This is a genomic window from Mycobacterium hubeiense, assembly GCF_002838065.1.
GTDB lineage: Bacteria > Actinomycetota > Actinomycetes > Mycobacteriales > Mycobacteriaceae > Mycobacterium > Mycobacterium hubeiense.
Map to the genome: position 1 here is coordinate 123,002 of NZ_PIZU01000007.1, position 17,427 is coordinate 140,428.

Here is a 17,427-nt window from a genome sequence, read left to right on the forward strand (position 1 = left end):
ACTGTGCCCCGAACCACGCGATGGTGTCAATAGTTTGTCCTGACATTCTGTCTTTCGATCATGCGATGCTACGATGCAGCTACCATCTGGTCCGACGTGAGATCGGAGACGACGTGCCCCTGGCGGTGGAGCTCGACAGGTCCAGTCCTGTTCCTCTCTACTATCAGCTCGCCCAGGCGATAGAGGCTGCCATCCGCACCGGCGAACTCGCGCCCGGCGATCGCTTCGAAAACGAGCTGGCCCTGGCGAAGCGGCTGGCGCTGTCGCGTCCGACCACCCGCCGTGCCATCCAGGAGCTTGTCGACAAGGGTCTGCTGGTGCGCAAACGCGGGGTGGGCACCCAGGTGGTCCAACATCCGGTGCATCGCCGGGTCGAATTGACCAGCCTTTTCGATGACCTGGCCCGCGCCGGCCAGGAGCCGACCACCAAACTGCTGGACTACCGCGTCGGCCCCGCCGGCGAAGAGGTTGCCCACGAGCTCAGCCTGGCCGAGGACGCCGAAGTGGTCTCCATCCAGCGACTGCGCTGCGCCAACGGTGAGCCGCTGGCGGTGATGACGAATCACCTGCCCGTCGGCATCGCCCCCGAGCCCGACGAGTTGGAACGCACCGGGCTGTACCAGACGTTGCGGGCGCGCGGAGTCCATATCCGGTTGGCGCGCCAGCGGATTGGCGCCCGCGGTGCGACCCGCGCCGAAGCACGCCTGCTGGACGAAAAGCCGAACGCGCCGCTGCTCACCATGTCGCGGACCGCGTTCGACGATTCTGGTAGCGCGGTCGAGTTCGGCAACCACTGCTATCGCGCGTCGCGGTACTACTTCGACACCACATTGGTGGACCGCTGACTTTTCCCCGCGAGCAGACGCAAAACTGCTCAATTTCGTCGCAAATAGGGAAGGTTTGCGTCTGCTCGGCCTAGGAACTGAACGCGGCGCGAAAGGCTTGCAGCGCGTCGACGCTGTCGCCCGACGCCCAGGCCTCCATGCCGACTGTTCCGGTAAAGCCGATGTTGCGCAGCGCCTTTGCGATCGCGGGGTAGTTGATCTCACCGGTACCGGGCTCGCATCGGCCCGGCACGTCGGCTACCTGAATTTCACCGATCGCGTCACCGCAGCGCCGAATCAACTCGATGAGGTTCCCCTCGCCGATCTGGGCGTGATAGAGGTCGAGCATCATCCGGACATTGGGGTGGTCGACGGCTTCGACAAGGGCCAGCGTGTCCTTGGCGCGCGCCAGCGGCACGCCCGGGTGGTCAACGATGGTGTTGAGGTTCTCCACGCAGAACGTCACATCCGCGGCGGCGCCCAGCTCCGCGATGCGCTCCAGTGTGCGTTGGGCCGTCAACCACATCGGGCCCGTCGCACGGTAGCGCGGACGGGCCGCCTTCCCGCCGACGAGTTCGGCGGTGTGCAGATTGAGCCGCGAAACACCAAGGGTTTCCGCGGCTTTGACTGAGAGCTCGGCGGTTCGCACCACCTCGTCGGCGCTGGCCGGGTCGACGAGATCGCCGTGCAGATACCCCGTCATCGACGAGAACCGTGCACCGGTGTCGGCCAGCGCGGCCAGGTCCTTGTCGTGCCAGCTCCAGATCTCGACCGCGAAGCCGAGGTCGTGGATGCGTCGCACCCGCTCGAGGATCGGCAGGTCACAGAAGACCATCTCCGCGCACACCGCCAACTGAAAATCGCTCATCGCAGCACTGCGTTCAACGTGACAGGCGCCGCGGTCTCCACCGATTCGCGGGCGGTCAGAGCGATCTCCAGCGCCACGCGGGCGTCGTGGCCGGTGACCGACGGTGCGGTTTCGGTGCGCACGCATTCGACGAAGTGGGCGAACTGTGCGACGTATGCGTCGGCGAACAACTCGGTGTTGCGCGCCGCCGCGTTCTCCGGTGCACGCCCCGCCTGCAGTACGCCGCCGGAGCCGAACACTTCGCCGCGGATGTCATAGCCGTACACGGCCTGAAAGCTGGCCTCCGCGATCGCGAAAGCGCCGTTGTCGAAACGGATCTGCACCACCGCGGTGTCGAGGAATCCGGTATCGGCGAACTGCGGGTGTATCAGCGCGTCGGCCTGCGCATAGGCCTGCGTCACCCGGGCGCCCGGATTAAGCCAGCACAGGGTGTCGAAGTCGTGGATCAGCGTCTCGTTGAAGATCGTCCACGGTTTGAGCCGGGCGGCCACCTCGGCGGTGATCCCAGGGTCGCGCGTCAGTGACCGCAGCAGCTGCGGCGTGCCGATCGCGCCGTCGACGATGCGGGCGCGCATCTCGGCGAAATCGGGGGCGAAGCGCCGGTTGAAGCCGACCTGCAGCGCGACGCCCGCGGCGCCGGCGGCCTCGATGGCGCGGTCGGCGTCGTCGAGCGTCAGCGCCATCGGCTTCTCGCAGAACACATGCTTGCCGGCCTGCGCCGCAGCGACGACCAGGTCGGCGTGGGTGGCAGCGGGCGAGCAGATGGCCACCGCGTCGACGGACGGATCGGCGATCAGGTCCATCGGATCGCGATAGGCCCGGGGTGCCGGAAGTCGCTCCGCCGCTCCAGGAACGGGATCGGCGACGGCGGCCAGGCGGGCGCCCGGCAGGCGATTGGCCAAGGTCTCGGCGTGGAAGCTGCCGATCCACCCGGCGCCGATGAGACCGAAGGATAACGGGGCAGGCATAGACGACTCCGATCGTGACTAGAACGTTCTAGCAGAACGGTAGGTCGTGTGACCGTTTCGCGTCAATGCTGTGACTAGAACGTTCTAGGCTATGTGTCGTGCAGCGCAGACCGACGCTCGAAGACGTGGCCGAACGCGCCGGCGTGTCACGGGCACTGGTGTCGATCGTGATGCGCGACGCCCCCGGTGCGAGCGAGCAGACGCGTGAACGGGTACGCCGGGCCGCCGAGGCGATCGGCTACCGGCCCGACCCGCGGGCCCGTCGGCTGCGTCAGCTGCGGACCAGGCTCATCGGCGTGACGTTCACAGCCGGCCAGGAGTTTCACGCCGACCTCGTCGACGGCGTCTACGTAGCCGCCGAAGATCTCGGTTACGACGTGGTGCTCAGCGGGGTCACGCCGCACCGCGACGAGCCTCGCGCCCTGCGGATACTTATCGACGACCGCTGCGAGGGCGTGGTGCTGATCGGGCCGAGCGCGCCGCCGCGTGAACTCGCCGAACTGGCGGCACGGGTCCCGACGGTCGTGGTGGCCCGGCGCGTGCGCGGGGTCGACGTGATGCGCAGCGACGACGTGGCCGGGGCAACGTTGGGCATGGACCACTTGCTCGGGCTGGGACATCGCCGCGTGACCTATCTCGACGGCGGCCGGGCGCCGGGCGCGGCCGAACGTCGCCGCGGTTATCGTCGCGCCGTCCGTGCCGCGGGGCTGCCCGAGCTGATCATGTCCGGCGGGCTCACTGAGCGCGAAGGCGCAGCCGCCGCGTACGCGATGCTCGACTCGCCGACGTTGCCCAGCGCGGTCTTCGCGTTCAACGACCGCTGTGCGGTCGGGGTGATGGACGTTTTCATCCGCGCGGGTGTTGCTGTGCCGCAACAGGTGTCGGTGCTCGGCTTCGACGACAGCCCGTTGGCAGGGATGGCGCACATCGATCTGACCACGGTGCGCCAGGATTCCGCGGGCCTCGCGCGCGCGGCGGTACAGCGGCTGGTGGCGCGGCTCGATGATGCCGCGGTTGACGGCGGCCCGGTGGACGTCGCGCTCGAGCCGACCTTGATCGTGCGCGGGTCAACAGGCGAACCCGCCTGACCTGCCTCGTTCCGTTCGGACATATGACGTGCAGTCCTAATGTCAGGACAAACTATTGACTTTCGAGTGTGAGCCGTATTACATCGACCTAGCGGCGCTCGATCACCGCATGATCACAAGGAGAAGCAATGAGGTTCAGTCGGCTCGCGGCCGTTGTCGGGGCGAGCGTGCTCGTGGTGGGAATCGCATCGTGTTCCAGCACTGGGGGCAAACCCCGTGAATCTGACAGCGGGATGGGCGGGGGTACCGCCGATACGCCGCGCATGACGATCGCGATGATCACGCACGAGGTGCCGGGCGACTCGTTCTGGGATCTGATTCGCAAGGGTGCAGAAACCGCGGCGAAGAAAGACAACATCGAGCTCCGCTACTCGAATGATCCCGAGGCGCCCAACCAGGCCAACCTGGTGCAGACCGCCATCGACAGCGGCGTCAAGGGCATCGCGGTGACTCTTGCCAAGCCCGACGCGATGCGCGCCGCGGTAGAGAACGCCAATGCGCGCGGCATCCCTGTGGTGGCCTTCAACTCCGGCCTCGACGAGTGGCAGGAGATGGGCGTCAAGGAGTACTTCGGCCAGGACGAGTACATCGCCGGCCAGGCCGCAGGCGACCGGCTGAAGGCCGACGGCGCCAAGAAGGTGATCTGCGTAATTCAGGAGCAGGGCCACGTCGGCCTGGAAAACCGCTGCGCCGGTGTGAAGAACAAGTTCCCGGCGACCGAGAACCTCAACGTCAATGGCAAGGACATGCCGTCGGTGGAGTCGACGATCACCGCGAAGCTGCAACAGGATCCGAGCATCGACTTCGTGCTGACCCTCGGCGCGCCGTTCGCCCTGACCGCCGTGCAGTCGGCCAAGAATGCCGGTAGTTCGGCGAAGATCGCCACCTTCGACACCAACGCCGCGCTGGTGGACGCGATCGAGAACGGTGACGTGCAGTGGGCCGTCGATCAGCAGCCCTTCCTACAGGGCTATCTGGCAGTCGACTCGCTGTGGCTGTACCTGAACAACGGCAACGTCATCGGTGGCGGTCAGCCGACGCTGACCGGGCCCGCATTCATTGACAAGTCCAACATCGAGGCCGTGGCCGAATACGCCGAGAACGGAACCCGCTGATGACCACACAAGTCGATCTCTCCCAGCGCAAGGTCGTCCACGACGAACGTGTCAAGGAACGAAACAAGCTGCAGCGATTGCTGATTCGCCCTGAGATGGGTGCGTTCATCGGTGCGGTGGCGATCTTCATCTTCTTCATGGTGGTAGCCCCGCCGTTCCGGACCCCCGACGCGCTGGCCACCGTGCTGTACGCCAGTTCGACGATCGGCATCATGGCGTGTGCGGTGGCGCTGCTGATGATCGGCGGCGAATTCGACCTGTCGTCGGGGGTGGCCGTCACCACGGGCTCGCTCGCCGCGTCGATGCTCGCCTACAACCTGCACCTGAACCTATGGGCGGGTGCGGGACTGGCGCTCATCCTGGCGCTGGCGATCGGCTTCTTCAACGGCTACCTGGTGATGAAGACGAAGATCCCGAGCTTCTTGATCACGCTGGGCACCTTGTTGATGCTGACCGGTGCCAACATCGCTGTGACCAAACTGATTTCGGGGCAGGTGGCCACGCCGAGCGTAAACGACATGCAGGGCTGGGATTCGGCTCGTGCGGTGTTCTCGTCGACGCTGACCGTGTTCGGCGTGCAGGTGCGGATCACGGTGCTGTGGTGGTTGCTGTTCACCGCGATCGCGACCTACGTGTTGTTCAAGACAAGGGTCGGCAACTGGATCTTCGCTGTCGGCGGCGACCAGGAGAGCGCGCGGGCCGTCGGCGTGCCCGTCACCGCGGTGAAAATCGGGCTGTTCATGTTCGTCGGGTTCTGCGCCTGGTTCGTCGGCATGCATCTGCTGTTCTCCTTCAACACCGTGCAGTCCGGTCAGGGCGCCGGGCAGGAGTTCATCTACATCATCGCCGCGGTGATCGGCGGGTGTCTGCTGACCGGCGGATACGGCACCGCAATCGGCGCCGCCATCGGTGCGTTCATCTTCGGCATGGTGCAGCAGGGCATCGTGTATGCCGGCTGGGAACCTGACTGGTTCAAGTTCTTCATGGGCGTGATGCTGCTGTTCGCGGTGATCGCCAACAACGCCTTCCGTAACTACGCCGCGAAGAGGTGACCCCGTGACCGCAACCGTCGACCGTCCCGTCCACGACGCGCCGTCCGGAGGCAAGGTGCCGCTGGTGGAGATGCGCAACGTCGGCAAGGCCTACGGCAACATCGTTGCCCTGAAAGATATCTCGCTGCGAGTGCATGCGGGCGAGGTGACCGGCATCCTCGGTGACAACGGCGCGGGCAAGTCGACGTTGATCAAGATCATCGCCGGCTACCACCAGCCGACATCCGGTGAACTCGTGGTGGACGGGGAGCCGGTGAAATTCGGCTCACCGGCAGACGCGCTGGCCAAGGGCATCGCCACGGTGTACCAGAATCTAGCCGTCGTTCCGCTGATGCCGGTGTGGCGCAACTTCTTTCTGGGCCAGGAGATCCGGCAGAAGCGCTTCCCGTGGGCGCTGGATTCCAACGCGATGCGGGCCACCACGTTGACCGAGTTGTCGAAGATGGGAATCGACCTGCCCGACGTCGACGTGCCGATCGGCTCACTCTCGGGCGGTCAGCGCCAGTGTGTGGCAATCGCGCGGGCGGTGTTCTTCGGCGCCCGGGTGCTGATTCTCGACGAGCCGACCGCGGCGCTGGGCGTCAAACAGTCCGGGGTGGTGCTGAAGTACATCACCGCCGCGAAGGAAGCCGGTTTCGGCGTGGTGTTCATCACGCACAACCCGCACCACGCGCACATGGTCGGCGACCATTTCGTGTTGCTCAACCGTGGTCAGCAGAAGCTCGACTGCAGCTTCGACGACATCACCCTGGAGCACCTCACCCAGGAGATGGCCGGCGGCGATGAGCTCGAGGCGCTCTCGCACGAGCTGCGCGGCGACAAGAGCTGAGAGTCGACATCAATTCATCTGGTCGACACCCGTTCGGCGGGCGTGCCGACGTGCCGATTTGCATGGGGTCTGCACAATAGGACGTATGGACGTTGATCCCGAACGGTTTCGTACGCCGGCCTGGCGCGACCCGTTGACCGTGGGTTGGCGCGCGCATCGTCAGGTGTTGTTGCTGCGGTTGCGGTGGCACGAACGCCGCCACACGCGTGGTCAGCGACGCCCGCTGAGCCTGCGGCGTGAGGTGCGCCCTCAGCGCGGGGACATCCCCGCGGCACGGTACGCGGCGTCGACGTAGGCCATGTTCTGCACCGCATCGGCGGTATCGATCGGCAGCGTCGCGCCGTGCTGCACATGGGAGGCGAACGCCTCGAGTTGATAGGTGTACGACGGCCGAGTGCCGAGCCGCTCCACCGTGGTGCCATCGGGAGTGCGAATGGTCAGTCGGTCGTCGAGGTGGGGCTTGATGAAGTTGTGTACCAACACATCTCCTTTGGTCCCGACGATCCGCAGCGTGAACGAATAATCGTCGGCGACCATCGAGTTGGCGGACAAGCCGGTCCCTCCGTTGGGGAAGGCCAGTTCGACGTCGCACCACGCGTCGATACCCGCGGTGCGCTGTTCGGCGTGAGCGCGCACGATCGTCGGGTGGCCCAACTGCCGCATGACGTGTAGGCCGTAGCAGCCCAGATCCATCAGCGCCCCGCCCGCCAGCTCCCGCGACCACCGCGGGTCGGCATCCGGTGGTGGCGGCATGGCCATCCGCACCTCGACGTGGGTCATCTCGCCGAGGATGCCGTCACGCACCAAGTCGAACGCCCTGCGGGTAACCGGGTGAAACAGGTAGTGAAACCCCTCCATCACGGTGATGCCGGCGGCGTCGGCGGCCCCGGCCACCCGCTGCGCCTCGGCACGGTTGCGCGCGAACGGCTTCTCGGTCAGCACCGGTTTGCGCGCCGCGATCGCGGCTAGGTTCCACGGCGCGTGCAATGCGTTGGCCAGCGGGTTGTACACCACCTCGACCTCGGGTTCGTCGATCACATCGGCATATGTCGGCAAAACACGCTCCACACCGTGCTTTTCGGCGAACTCATGGGCCCGTCGCGGGTCACGGGCCGCCACCGCGACCAGGCGATGTCCCAGCTCCCGGGCAGGCCCGACGATGGCCAGCTCGGCGATGCGGGATGCCCCCAGTACGCCGAACTTCAGGCCCACGCATCAACTCCCGCACACACATCGCGCATGAACCCCACGCTGGCCCGCACATCACGTGCCGGCCCCTCATCGGCCGGCTCGCCGTCGAGGACGGTGTCCTGCTCGAGCACGAACCAGCCGTCAAAGCCATTGCCGCGCAGCGTCGTCACGATGCCCGAGATGTCAACGTCGCCGGATCCGAGTGGGGTGTACATGCCCTGCCGCACCGCGTCGGTGTAGCTGAGTTCACCGGTCCTGACGCGGGCGGCCAATGCCGCGTCGACATCCTTCAGATGCGCATGGGCGATCCTGTCGGGGACCTCGCGGGCCAGGGCCACCGGGTCCGTCCCGCCGATCAGCAGGTGCCCGGTGTCGAGGCAGAGCGGGATGGTGGAACCGGCCAGCACGCGGTCGACATCACTGCGGGTTTCCACCATGGTGCCGACGTGGGGATGCAGGACCGCGAGCACGCCGCGCTCGGCGGCCGCGGCGGCCAGCCGATCCAGATTGGTCAACAGAGTGGCCCATTGACCGTCGTTCAGTGCCGGACGGGCGTCGTAGCCGTCGGCGCCGCTGGCCGCCGCCAGCACGAGAACCTTTGCGCGACAAGCCACCACCGCATCGAGAGGCCCCGAGATGTCGGGCAGGGGGTCATTCGACTCGTCGTGTAGCAGCACCGGTGCGAAGGTGCCGACGCACTGCAGACCGTAGGAGTCCAGCAGGGCATTGAGCTCGCCGGGATCGGTCGGAAGAAAGCCCTGAGGTCCCAGTTCCGTTGCGGTCAAACCGATGTCGCGCATCTCGGTGAGGACGCGCTGCGGTGCCAACTGATGACCCCAGCCCGGCACTTCGCAGACACCCCACGAGATCGGTGCTCCCGCAATCTTCATGATGCCCCTACCTCCTCGATCCGGACCGGCATGTGCCGCTTCAACGATTCGGCCGCTGCTTCGGCGATCCGGGCCACTTCCACCGCGTCGGCCACTGTGCACGCGGGCATCGCCTCGCCGTTCACCACGTCGACGAAGGCGGCCAACTCGGCACGGAAGGCGTGGGTGAAGCGGTCCATGAAGAAATGGTGGTAGGGACCCGCCGGAAAGTCGTTGGCGGGCTCCATGTTTCGCATTGGCGCGCCGCCGTCCCAGCCGGCGACCACAGTGTCGTGGAAGCCGTGCACCTCCAGGCGGCAATCGTAGCCGCGGCCGTTGTAGCGGGCCACCGACACCACGCCCAGGGTGCCCGACTCGAACGTGACGAGCACCGCGGCTGTGTCCACGTCGCCGAACTCGGCGAAGCGCGGGTCACCCTGCACGCTGCCGGTGGCATACACTTCGACCGCCTCCTGACCGGCGATCCAGCGCAGCACGTCGAAGTCGTGCACGGCGCAGTCCCGGAAGATGCCGCCCGAACTCTCGATGTACTCCATCGGCGGCGGCGCCGGATCCATCGTAGTGCTGCGCACGGTGTGCAGCGGACCCAGCGAGCCGTCGTCGACCGCTTGTTTGGCCGCCGCGAACGCGGCGTCGAACCGTCGTTGGTATCCCACCTGGACGGGAACGCCGGACCGCGCGACCACTTCGGCGACGCGGGCGCTCTCGGCGGCGGTCGCGGCGATCGGTTTCTCGCAGAAGGTGGGCAGCCCACGCCGCACTGCCGCCAGCGTCAGTTCGGCATGTGCCGGGGTAGCCGCCGACACGACGACGCCGTCGACGGAGTCGAGCAGCGTCTCGATCGAATCAGCTTGTTTCGCAGCGTGTTTGGCGGCCACCGCTGCCGCCACCTCGGCACGCTCATCGGCGACCACCAGGCCGTCGACCCCGTCCAGCCCGCTGAGGGTGTCGGCGTGGAAGGCGCCGATGCGTCCAAGCCCGATAACGCCGAGTGTGGTCATGGGGTTCTCCGATCGTCCTGGTTGCGTAATGCGATGGCGAGTGCTTCGGGGGACATGTCGTCGGCCAGCGCGGCCAGTACGGTGTCGACCTGACTGGGTGGGGCCAGGCTGTCGACCGGTTGGTCGCGGTCCAGGTTGGTGGGGAAGGGGTAGCCCTCGGCGGCTGCGACGATGACGTTGACCAGGTCGCGTTCCGGCCGGCCGGCCGCTTTCATCGTCCGCAGCACCGGATAGACGGCGCGCACCATCGCTGCGCGGTCGACCGCCTCCATGGCCCGGCCGAACGGTGACGAGATCTGCAGCAGGTTGGCCATCCGCCGGATGCCGGACGACGTGTTGGAGCCCGCGCCGTGATACAGCGCCGGATTGAAGAACATCGCGTCGCCCTTGCGCAGCGGAACCTGCACGTGGTGCTCGGCGAAAAAATCGATGAACTCCGGCCGGTTGAATGCGATGTACCCGGCGACGAACCGCTGCGAGTAGGGCAGCAACATGGTGGGTCCGCTCTCGATCGGCATGTCGCAGTGCGCGACAGCGCCCTGCAGCGTGAGCACCGCCGACATCTGGTGCAGGTGCGCCGGATAGGCCGCCAGCTCATCCGGTCGGACGAAACCCAAGTGATAATCGCGGTGGGGAACTTGTTGCCGGCCACCGGGATTGACCACGTTGACCTGCGAGGTGACTTGGTATCGCGGTCCCAGCCAGGCCTGGCAGATCAGCGCCAGCACGTCGCTGGCGTAGTACTCCGCGAAGACAGCGGGCGCGTGCAGCGCCAGTTTCTGCGCCGCGTTCCAGATCCGGTCGTTGGCGCCAGGCGTGCCGAAGTGGTCCCCTGCGGCCGATCCGGCCGCGCGCTGGGTGGCGATGATGTCGAAGAATGCGGCCCTGGCCGCGTCGACGACATCGTCGGTGAACCCGCCCTCGAACACCACGACGCCGGGCCCGTGGGCCAGCGCCCGGACCAACTCCGACTGCACTGCGCGGCGGCTGGACTGCGCGGCCGCACCCGCCGAGTACACCAGCACGTTGCTTCGCACATCGCTGGCGTGCGGATAGTCGGCAAGATCGGTTTCCCGCAGCACCTGGTCACGGAATTCGTCCAGATGGCAATCCGTGTCGTCGAGGAACGCCCGGTGCGTAGTGGTCATCGGTGTCGCCATGCAGCTAGTGTTGCTGTGACATCGACCGCATACAACGCCAAAAACCCATCAAAAACACCTCAGCAGGATGGGCGGAGCCGGAGGCAACATGCCGCATCGCTACAAGGTGCGTGAGATCGCGCAGCAGTCCGGGCTGAGTGAGGCCACCGTCGACCGGGTGCTCCATCAGCGTCCCGGGGTGCGGGAGAACACCCGCGCCGAGGTCATGCAGGCGATCGCCGATCTGGACAGGCAGCGGTCGCAGCTGCGCCTCAACGGCCGGCGCTACCTGATCGACGTGGTGATGCAGACGCCCCGGCGGTTTTCCGACGCCTTCCGCGCGGCGGTGGAGGCCGAACTGCCGGCATTCGCGCCGGCCATGCTGCGCGCCCGATTCCATCTGTGGGAGTCGGGCTCGACGGCCCAGATGGTCGACACCCTCGGCCGCATCAAGGGCAGCCACGGCGTCATCTTGAAGGCCCAGGACGATCCCGACGTCGCCGAGGCGATCGACCGGCTCGTCGACAGCGGTGTCCCGGTGGTGACCTATGCGACCGATGTGCCGACCAGCGCCCGGTGCGGATACGTCGGCATCGACAACCACGGCGCGGGGGTCACCGCGGCCTACTTGATGGGGCAGTGGCTGGGGCCGGCGCCGTCGGACGTGCTCATCACGCTCAGTCGCAACGTCTTTCGCGGCGAGGGTGAACGCGAGGTGGGGTTCCGGACGGCGCTGCGTGGCTCCGGTCGCACCATCGTCGACGTCAGCGACAGTGACGGCATCGACGCCACCAACGAACGGCTGGTGCTCGAAGCCCTCGAGCGCCACCCCTCCGTCGAGGCCGTCTACTCCGTCGGGGGCGGCAACGCCGCGACGGTGGCGGCGTTCGAGAAGTTGGGGCGGGTTTGCCGGGTTTTCATCGCCCACGATCTCGACGCCGACAACCGCCGACTGCTCCGTGAAGGCCGCATCTCCGTGGTGCTGCACAACGATTTGCGCGCCGACGCCCGCCTGGCGATGCGGCTGATCCTGCAGCACCGGGGCGCACTTCCCGCCGAGCCCTCTCGGCCGGTTCCCATCCAGGTCATCACGCCGTACAACTTGCCGCCGTGAGTGCTAGCCGACAGCTACCGGTCGGTAACCAATTCTTAGAGAATGACATTCTCCTAAACGTGACGAAAACCACATTTTTGTCTCACGTCGGCGTTGTTCACGTCACTGAGCAGCGAGTTCGATCGGTGCTCACCCGCAAGTCACCCGCGAGTCCGGTGAAGCGCAGCCTAAGAGAAGTGCAATAATCGGTACTGGTAGTGACAGCAAAACTTTGGTGAACGTCAACCGGCGGCGCGTCCGCGTGACTGCGACTCGGAAGACTTCGCCCGATCAGCACGGAAGGCAGGCGTCGTGGGGGCCATCGACAACGCGGTCAGTCCCGGCACTTCGGGCCCTCGGCAGAAGCTGGAGAAGGTCGTCATCCGCTTCGCCGGCGACTCCGGCGACGGTATGCAGCTCACCGGTGACCGGTTCACCTCCGAGGCCGCACTGTTCGGCAATGACCTTGCCACACAACCGAATTACCCCGCCGAGATCCGCGCCCCGCAGGGCACCCTGCCGGGCGTTTCGTCGTTCCAGATCCAAATCGCCGACTACGACATCCTGACCGCGGGTGACCGCCCCGACGTGCTGGTCGCGATGAACCCCGCCGCGCTCAAAGCCAATGTCGGCGACCTGCCCCGCGGCGGCCTGATCATCGCCAACTCCGACGAGTTCACCAAGCGCAATCTGGCCAAGGTCGGCTACGAGAGCAATCCTCTGGAGAACGACGAGCTGTCCGACTACGTCGTGCAGGCCGTTCCGATGACCACACTGACGCTGGGTGCGGTCGAGGAGATCGGCGCCTCCAAGAAGGACGGGCAACGCGCCAAGAACATGTTCGCGCTCGGCCTGCTGTCGTGGATGTACGGTCGCGAGCTCGAGCACAGCGAGGCGTTTATCCGCGAGAAGTTCGCCCGCAAGCCAGAAATCGCCGAGGCCAATGTGCTCGCGCTCAAGGCGGGCTGGAACTACGGCGAGACCACCGAGGCCTTCGGCACCACCTATGAGGTGGCCCCGGCCAAGCTGAAGACCGGTGAATACCGCCAGATTTCGGGCAACACCGCGCTGGCGTACGGCATCGTGACGGCGGGTCACCTCGGCGACATCCAGGTGGTGCTGGGCACCTACCCCATCACGCCGGCGTCGGACATCCTGCACGAGCTCTCCAAGCACAAGAACTTCAATGTGCTCACCTTCCAGGCGGAGGACGAGATCGCCGGCATCGGCGCGGCGATCGGCGCGTCCTACGGCGGCGCGCTGGGCGTCACCAGCACGTCGGGCCCCGGCATCTCGCTGAAATCCGAGGCCATCGGCCTGGCCGTGATGACCGAGCTGCCGCTGATCGTCATCGACGTGCAGCGTGGCGGCCCGTCAACCGGTCTGCCGACCAAGACCGAGCAGGCCGATCTGCTGCAGGCGCTGTTCGGGCGCAACGGCGAATCGCCGGTCGCGGTGCTGGCGCCGCGGTCCCCTTCGGACTGCTTCGAGATCGCCATCGAGGCGGCGCGAATCGCGGTGAACTACCACACGCCGGTGATGATCCTGTCCGACGGCGCGATCGCCAACGGGTCAGAACCGTGGCGCATTCCCGACATCAGCACGTTCGAGCCGATCGAGCACACGTTCGCCAAAGCGGGCGAGCCGTTCCAGCCGTACGCGCGTGACCCCGAGACGCTGGCCCGCCAGTTCGCCATCCCCGGCACTCCCGGTCTGGAGCACCGCATCGGCGGGCTGGAGGCGGCCAACGGCTCGGGCAACATCTCCTACGAGCCCAAGAACCACGACCTGATGGTGCGGCTGCGCCAGGAGAAGATCGCCGGCATCACGGTGCCAGACCTCGAGGTCGACGACCCGACTGGCGATGCGGAGTTGCTGATGCTCGGGTGGGGCAGTTCATACGGCCCGATCGGTGAGGCGTGCCGGCGCGCCCGCCGCAAGGGCATCAAGGTGGCCCAGGCGCATCTGCGCTACCTCAACCCGTTCCCGGCCAACCTCGGTGAGGTGCTGCGGCGCTACCCGAAGGTGGTGCTGCCGGAGATGAACCTCGGCCAGCTGGCGTTGTTGTTGCGCGGCAAGTTCCTGGTGGACGTGCAATCGGTGACCAAGGTGGAAGGCATGGCGTTTCTGGCCGACGAGGTTGAGGACATCATCGATTCCGCACTGGACGGGACGTTGGGCGACAAGGAAATCGACAAGGCCAAATTCGCCCGGCTGGCGGCGGCCACCATCGAGGGGCCAGACACCGCCGACGCGGACGCGACTGGCGTGGGAGTGAACGCATGACTGACCTGATCGGTGCGGATCTCGGACTGACACCCGGCGGTCTGTCCAAGACCAGCGGGGTGCCCACAACCGACCAACCGCAGAAGGCGAAAGACTTCACCAGCGACCAGGAGGTGCGCTGGTGCCCCGGGTGCGGTGACTACGTCATCCTCAACACGATTCGTAACTTCCTGCCCGAGTTGGGATTGCGCCGCGAGAACATCGCGTTCGTCAGCGGCATCGGCTGCTCGAGCCGCTTCCCGTACTACCTGGAAACCTACGGCTTCCACTCGATCCACGGCCGGGCCCCGACCATCGCCACCGGCTTGGCGCTGGCCCGCGAGGACCTCTCGGTGTGGGTTGTCACCGGCGACGGCGACGCACTCTCGATTGGCGGCAACCACCTGATCCATGCGCTGCGCCGCAACATCAACATCACGATCCTGTTGTTCAACAACCGGATCTACGGGCTCACCAAGGGGCAGTACTCGCCGACCTCCGAGGTCGGCAAGATCACCAAATCGACGCCGATGGGCTCGCTGGACTATCCGTTCAACCCGGTGTCGCTGGCGCTGGGCGCCGACGCGACATTCGTCGGGCGTGCGCTGGACTCCGACCGCAAGGGGTTGAGCGAAGTGCTGCGGGCGGCCGCTTCGCACCGCGGCGCCGCGCTGGTCGAAATCCTGCAGGACTGCCCGATCTTCAATGACGGCTCCTTTGATGCGCTGCGCAAGGAAGGCGCCGAGGAACGGCTGATCAACGTCGCACACGGCGAACCGATCATCTTCGGCGCAGACGGAGAGTACTGCGTGGTCAAGTCCGGCTACGGCCTGGAGGTCGCCAAGACCGCCGACGTGTCCGCCGACGAGATCGTCGTGCACAACGCCCACGTCGAGGATCCGGCGTACGCCTTCGCGCTGTCGCGGCTTTCTGAGCAGAACCTCGAACACATGGTGATGGGCATCTTCCGTCAGGTCAGCAAGCCGACCTACGACGACGCCGCCCGTGCGCAGGTCGCCTCCGCGCGCGAGGCCAAGGCGCACGACACGGCGGCGCTGCAATCGCTGTTGCGCGGCAAAGACACCTGGACCGTCGACTAACGTCACTGGCGTGACGTCCACCGTTCCGCTGGCGGCGGTAGTGCTGGCGGGCGGGGCATCCCGGCGGATGGGCCGCGACAAGGCCACCCTGCCGTACGACGGAAAGACTCTCATCGAGCATGTCGTCGCCGCGGTCGGCCCGCGGTGCTCACCCGTCTTCGTGATCGCCGCGCCCGGCCAACCCTTGCCGCCACTGCCCGCCGAGGTGCTCCGTGATGAGGTGCGCGGTGTCGGGCCGCTGCTCGCGACCGGTCGCGGACTACGGGCCGCCGCCGAGGCAGGTTGCGAGTGGGCGTTTGTCTGTGCCGTCGACATGCCGTTTCTGACCACGGAGCTGATCGACGAACTTGCCCGTCGCGCAAGTCGTCTCGGCGTCGATGCGGTGCTGCCGTGGGATGGCCGCGACCACTATCTGGCCGGCGTGTACCGCACCGCACTGCACGAGCGGGCGTCGGAGTTGGTGGCCGCGGGGGAGCGCAGCATGCGGGCGCTGGTTGACCGCGTCGATACGCAACGGATCGTGATGTCACCCGGGCAACGGGCTCTGACCAACGTCAACACCCCCGCAGACCTGCCCTGAACTTGCCACAGCGCGTCCCGAAATTGTCAGCAAATTGTATTTGGATCGCTATTTGATCCTTTTCCGCTAAATTGGCAGTTCGTCTCCCGGTAATTGGCTGCATATCTGTTCGTTATTGGCTGTCTCTATTTCTCGATCCGTCGTACTTTTTTGCGCCCAGAGGCTACGGTGTGGCACCGAGAATGCTTCTGGCGGCGGGGATTTCGCGTTGCGAGACCGGCCGCAGTGGGGAAATTCGGGCGACGGCGGCCCTGGTTTTGGTTCCCGGCTAGTCGGCAAAAGCGGCCATATCGAGGGGTGGTGCCGGTGTACGCGCCGGGGGAGGCGCAGGCGACGGGTGGTGCTGGGGTTCCGCGATGCTGACGTTATGCCGAATTTGTTGTGTAGCAATGTGATTAACGCCAGACACGGTCGGGTCAGGGCCCGGCCGGGCACCGTCGGTGATCGTAGGCTGCGTCCGAATACCCCGTCGCATCAAGGAGTTTGGGCAACCCGGATGGGTAAGCCGAACCAGCGAATCGCCGCGGGGGTACGAGGGCGCGTCAACGCGGGCTCGCAGGTGCTCTCACCTGCGGTTTAGCGCCGACGAAGGGCGGCAGGCGCGGGTTAATTCCCCGGTCCGCGTGGCCCAGCTCACAAAAGCCTGGTGATTTGGGTCACAAAATGTCGCCCTGTTAGCAGATTTGACCGTCCGCGCGGAATGCAGAGTGACCTGCACAGATGATGTCGATGATGGCGTCGTGATCTGTCCGTGATCTAACCGCTATCGGCCGTTCACCGATATGACTTCTCGCCACGGGCTTTGTACGGTCCCTGAGAGCTCCGAAACGGAGCAAATAATTTCAAAACCACGAAGCTGCGTGTGAGTGGGGCTGGCAATAGGCGCAGAGCCTTCAGCAGCCGTCCCCTGTCGCGCCTGACCGAGACGGCGCGGCCCAGCTCTTCACCTCCATGGGAACTACGCCCGCGTGACGCGCGGGTGTGGGTGGCACGCGCTTGGCGAAAGGAACGAAGTTGAAGAACATCCGCAAGACGTTTGGGTTGGCCACCGTCGCCGGGGCGCTCGCCGTGGCACCGATCGCGCTGGCGACCACCGCCAATGCGGACAGCGGCGTCAACTGGGACGCCGTCGCTGCCTGCGAGTCGGGCGGCAACTGGTCGATCAACACCGGCAACGGCTACTACGGCGGCCTGCAGTTCGCGCTGGGCACCTGGCGCAGCAACGGTGGCTCGGGCATGCCGCACCAGGCCTCCAAGGCCGAGCAGATCCGGGTTGCCGAGAACGTCCTGCGTTCGCAGGGCATCGGCGCGTGGCCGGTCTGCGGTCAGCGGGGCTAGTACCCAGCCTCGCGCTGTGCGCTGACATTGCGCACAGGGTCGTGATTTCCGGGAAACCACAGCCCTCAGTGCAATCTCACGCGCGC

General features: G+C 66.2%; 15 protein-coding genes and 1 pseudogene. 10 read left to right on the top strand and 6 right to left on the bottom strand.

Annotation, left to right across the window (positions count from 1 at the left end; all coding sequences use genetic code 11):
• Positions 1-65 precede the first annotated feature (65 nt).
• Positions 66-845 carry a GntR family transcriptional regulator gene (locus tag CWS39_RS08225; protein WP_306768813.1) on the top strand — a complete coding sequence of 260 codons (780 nt, stop codon included), beginning with the start codon at positions 66-68 and terminating at the stop codon, positions 843-845.
• 70 nt (positions 846-915) lie between these two features.
• On the opposite strand, the gene CWS39_RS08230 is transcribed toward CWS39_RS08225, so the two are convergent.
• A complete protein-coding gene (locus CWS39_RS08230) occupies positions 916-1,692 on the bottom strand; it encodes a TIM barrel protein (protein WP_102142407.1) in 777 nt (258 codons plus the stop codon).
• The gene (locus tag CWS39_RS08235; RefSeq protein WP_102142408.1) at positions 1,689-2,660 is read right to left on the bottom strand and encodes a Gfo/Idh/MocA family oxidoreductase; all 972 of its coding nucleotides are present in this window, start codon (positions 2,658-2,660) and stop codon (positions 1,689-1,691) included. Before CWS39_RS08235 ends, CWS39_RS08230 begins: the two co-directional genes overlap by 4 nt.
• Before the next feature lie 98 nt (positions 2,661-2,758).
• Here CWS39_RS08235 and CWS39_RS08240 point away from each other — a divergent pair, with 98 nt between their 5' ends.
• The 4 genes from CWS39_RS08240 (at position 2,759) to CWS39_RS08255 (ending at position 6,744) form a co-directional block, all read left to right on the top strand.
• The gene (locus CWS39_RS08240) at positions 2,759-3,748 is read left to right on the top strand and encodes a LacI family DNA-binding transcriptional regulator (RefSeq protein WP_102142409.1); all 990 of its coding nucleotides are present in this window, start codon (positions 2,759-2,761) and stop codon (positions 3,746-3,748) included.
• 128 nt (positions 3,749-3,876) lie between these two features.
• Positions 3,877-4,863: a substrate-binding domain-containing protein gene (locus tag CWS39_RS08245; RefSeq protein WP_102142410.1), complete on the top strand. Its 987-nt coding sequence runs from the start codon at positions 3,877-3,879 to the stop codon at positions 4,861-4,863.
• Entirely contained in the window at positions 4,863-5,915 is a 1,053-nt protein-coding gene (locus tag CWS39_RS08250; protein ID WP_102142411.1) for an ABC transporter permease, read from the top strand. The genes CWS39_RS08245 and CWS39_RS08250 overlap by 1 nt, the downstream gene beginning before the upstream one ends.
• 4 nt (positions 5,916-5,919) lie before the next feature.
• Positions 5,920-6,744: an ATP-binding cassette domain-containing protein gene (locus CWS39_RS08255; RefSeq protein WP_102142412.1), complete on the top strand. Its 825-nt coding sequence runs from the start codon at positions 5,920-5,922 to the stop codon at positions 6,742-6,744.
• A 249-nt stretch (positions 6,745-6,993) separates the two neighbouring features.
• Here the strand turns inward: CWS39_RS08255 and CWS39_RS08260 are convergent, their stop codons facing one another.
• Genes CWS39_RS08260 through CWS39_RS08275 form a run of 4 tightly spaced genes read right to left on the bottom strand, consistent with a single transcriptional unit; the run spans position 6,994 to position 10,986 of the window.
• Positions 6,994-7,956 (bottom strand): Gfo/Idh/MocA family protein, encoded by a 963-nt coding sequence (locus CWS39_RS08260; protein ID WP_102142413.1) that lies wholly within the window; start codon positions 7,954-7,956, stop codon positions 6,994-6,996.
• Positions 7,947-8,825 carry a sugar phosphate isomerase/epimerase family protein gene (locus CWS39_RS08265; RefSeq protein WP_102142414.1) on the bottom strand — a complete coding sequence of 293 codons (879 nt, stop codon included), beginning with the start codon at positions 8,823-8,825 and terminating at the stop codon, positions 7,947-7,949. Before CWS39_RS08265 ends, CWS39_RS08260 begins: the two co-directional genes overlap by 10 nt.
• Positions 8,822-9,826, bottom strand: coding sequence for a Gfo/Idh/MocA family protein (locus CWS39_RS08270; protein ID WP_102142415.1), 1,005 nt, complete (start codon positions 9,824-9,826; stop codon positions 8,822-8,824). The genes CWS39_RS08265 and CWS39_RS08270 overlap by 4 nt, the downstream gene beginning before the upstream one ends.
• Complete coding sequence (locus CWS39_RS08275; protein WP_102142416.1) at positions 9,823-10,986, bottom strand: phytanoyl-CoA dioxygenase family protein; 1,164 nt, start codon at positions 10,984-10,986, stop codon at positions 9,823-9,825. The genes CWS39_RS08270 and CWS39_RS08275 overlap by 4 nt, the downstream gene beginning before the upstream one ends.
• A gap of 88 nt (positions 10,987-11,074) precedes the next feature.
• Between CWS39_RS08275 and CWS39_RS08280 the strand changes: the two genes are divergently transcribed.
• The 5 genes and pseudogenes from CWS39_RS08280 to CWS39_RS08300 form a co-directional block, all read left to right on the top strand.
• Positions 11,075-12,079: a LacI family DNA-binding transcriptional regulator gene (locus tag CWS39_RS08280; protein WP_102142458.1), complete on the top strand. Its 1,005-nt coding sequence runs from the start codon at positions 11,075-11,077 to the stop codon at positions 12,077-12,079.
• A 291-nt stretch (positions 12,080-12,370) separates the two neighbouring features.
• Positions 12,371-14,344, top strand: coding sequence for a 2-oxoacid:acceptor oxidoreductase subunit alpha (locus CWS39_RS08285; RefSeq protein ID WP_199178008.1), 1,974 nt, complete (start codon positions 12,371-12,373; stop codon positions 14,342-14,344).
• Complete coding sequence (locus CWS39_RS08290) at positions 14,341-15,423, top strand: 2-oxoacid:ferredoxin oxidoreductase subunit beta (protein WP_102142417.1); 1,083 nt, start codon at positions 14,341-14,343, stop codon at positions 15,421-15,423. The genes CWS39_RS08285 and CWS39_RS08290 overlap by 4 nt, the downstream gene beginning before the upstream one ends.
• 10 nt (positions 15,424-15,433) lie before the next feature.
• The gene (gene mobA, locus CWS39_RS08295) at positions 15,434-16,003 is read left to right on the top strand and encodes a molybdenum cofactor guanylyltransferase (protein ID WP_102142418.1); all 570 of its coding nucleotides are present in this window, start codon (positions 15,434-15,436) and stop codon (positions 16,001-16,003) included.
• A gap of 1,113 nt (positions 16,004-17,116) precedes the next feature.
• Positions 17,117-17,341, top strand: a pseudogene (locus CWS39_RS08300) (transglycosylase family protein); the annotation flags it as partial.
• Between the last annotated feature and the right edge of the window lie 86 nt (positions 17,342-17,427).

What these genes read in the sequence shown, in the direction of transcription:
- CWS39_RS08225 (WP_306768813.1), top strand. Translation starts at nt 66, where the DNA reads ATGCTACGATGCAGCTACCATCTGGTCCGACGTGAGATCGGAGACGAC.
- CWS39_RS08230 (WP_102142407.1), bottom strand. Translation starts at nt 1,692, where the DNA reads ATGAGCGATTTTCAGTTGGCGGTGTGCGCGGAGATGGTCTTCTGTGAC.
- CWS39_RS08235 (WP_102142408.1), bottom strand. Translation starts at nt 2,660, where the DNA reads ATGCCTGCCCCGTTATCCTTCGGTCTCATCGGCGCCGGGTGGATCGGC.
- CWS39_RS08245 (WP_102142410.1), top strand. Translation starts at nt 3,877, where the DNA reads ATGAGGTTCAGTCGGCTCGCGGCCGTTGTCGGGGCGAGCGTGCTCGTG.
- CWS39_RS08250 (WP_102142411.1), top strand. Translation starts at nt 4,863, where the DNA reads ATGACCACACAAGTCGATCTCTCCCAGCGCAAGGTCGTCCACGACGAA.
- CWS39_RS08265 (WP_102142414.1), bottom strand. Translation starts at nt 8,825, where the DNA reads ATGAAGATTGCGGGAGCACCGATCTCGTGGGGTGTCTGCGAAGTGCCG.
- CWS39_RS08270 (WP_102142415.1), bottom strand. Translation starts at nt 9,826, where the DNA reads ATGACCACACTCGGCGTTATCGGGCTTGGACGCATCGGCGCCTTCCAC.
- CWS39_RS08275 (WP_102142416.1), bottom strand. Translation starts at nt 10,986, where the DNA reads ATGGCGACACCGATGACCACTACGCACCGGGCGTTCCTCGACGACACG.
- CWS39_RS08280 (WP_102142458.1), top strand. Translation starts at nt 11,075, where the DNA reads ATGCCGCATCGCTACAAGGTGCGTGAGATCGCGCAGCAGTCCGGGCTG.
- CWS39_RS08290 (WP_102142417.1), top strand. Translation starts at nt 14,341, where the DNA reads ATGACTGACCTGATCGGTGCGGATCTCGGACTGACACCCGGCGGTCTG.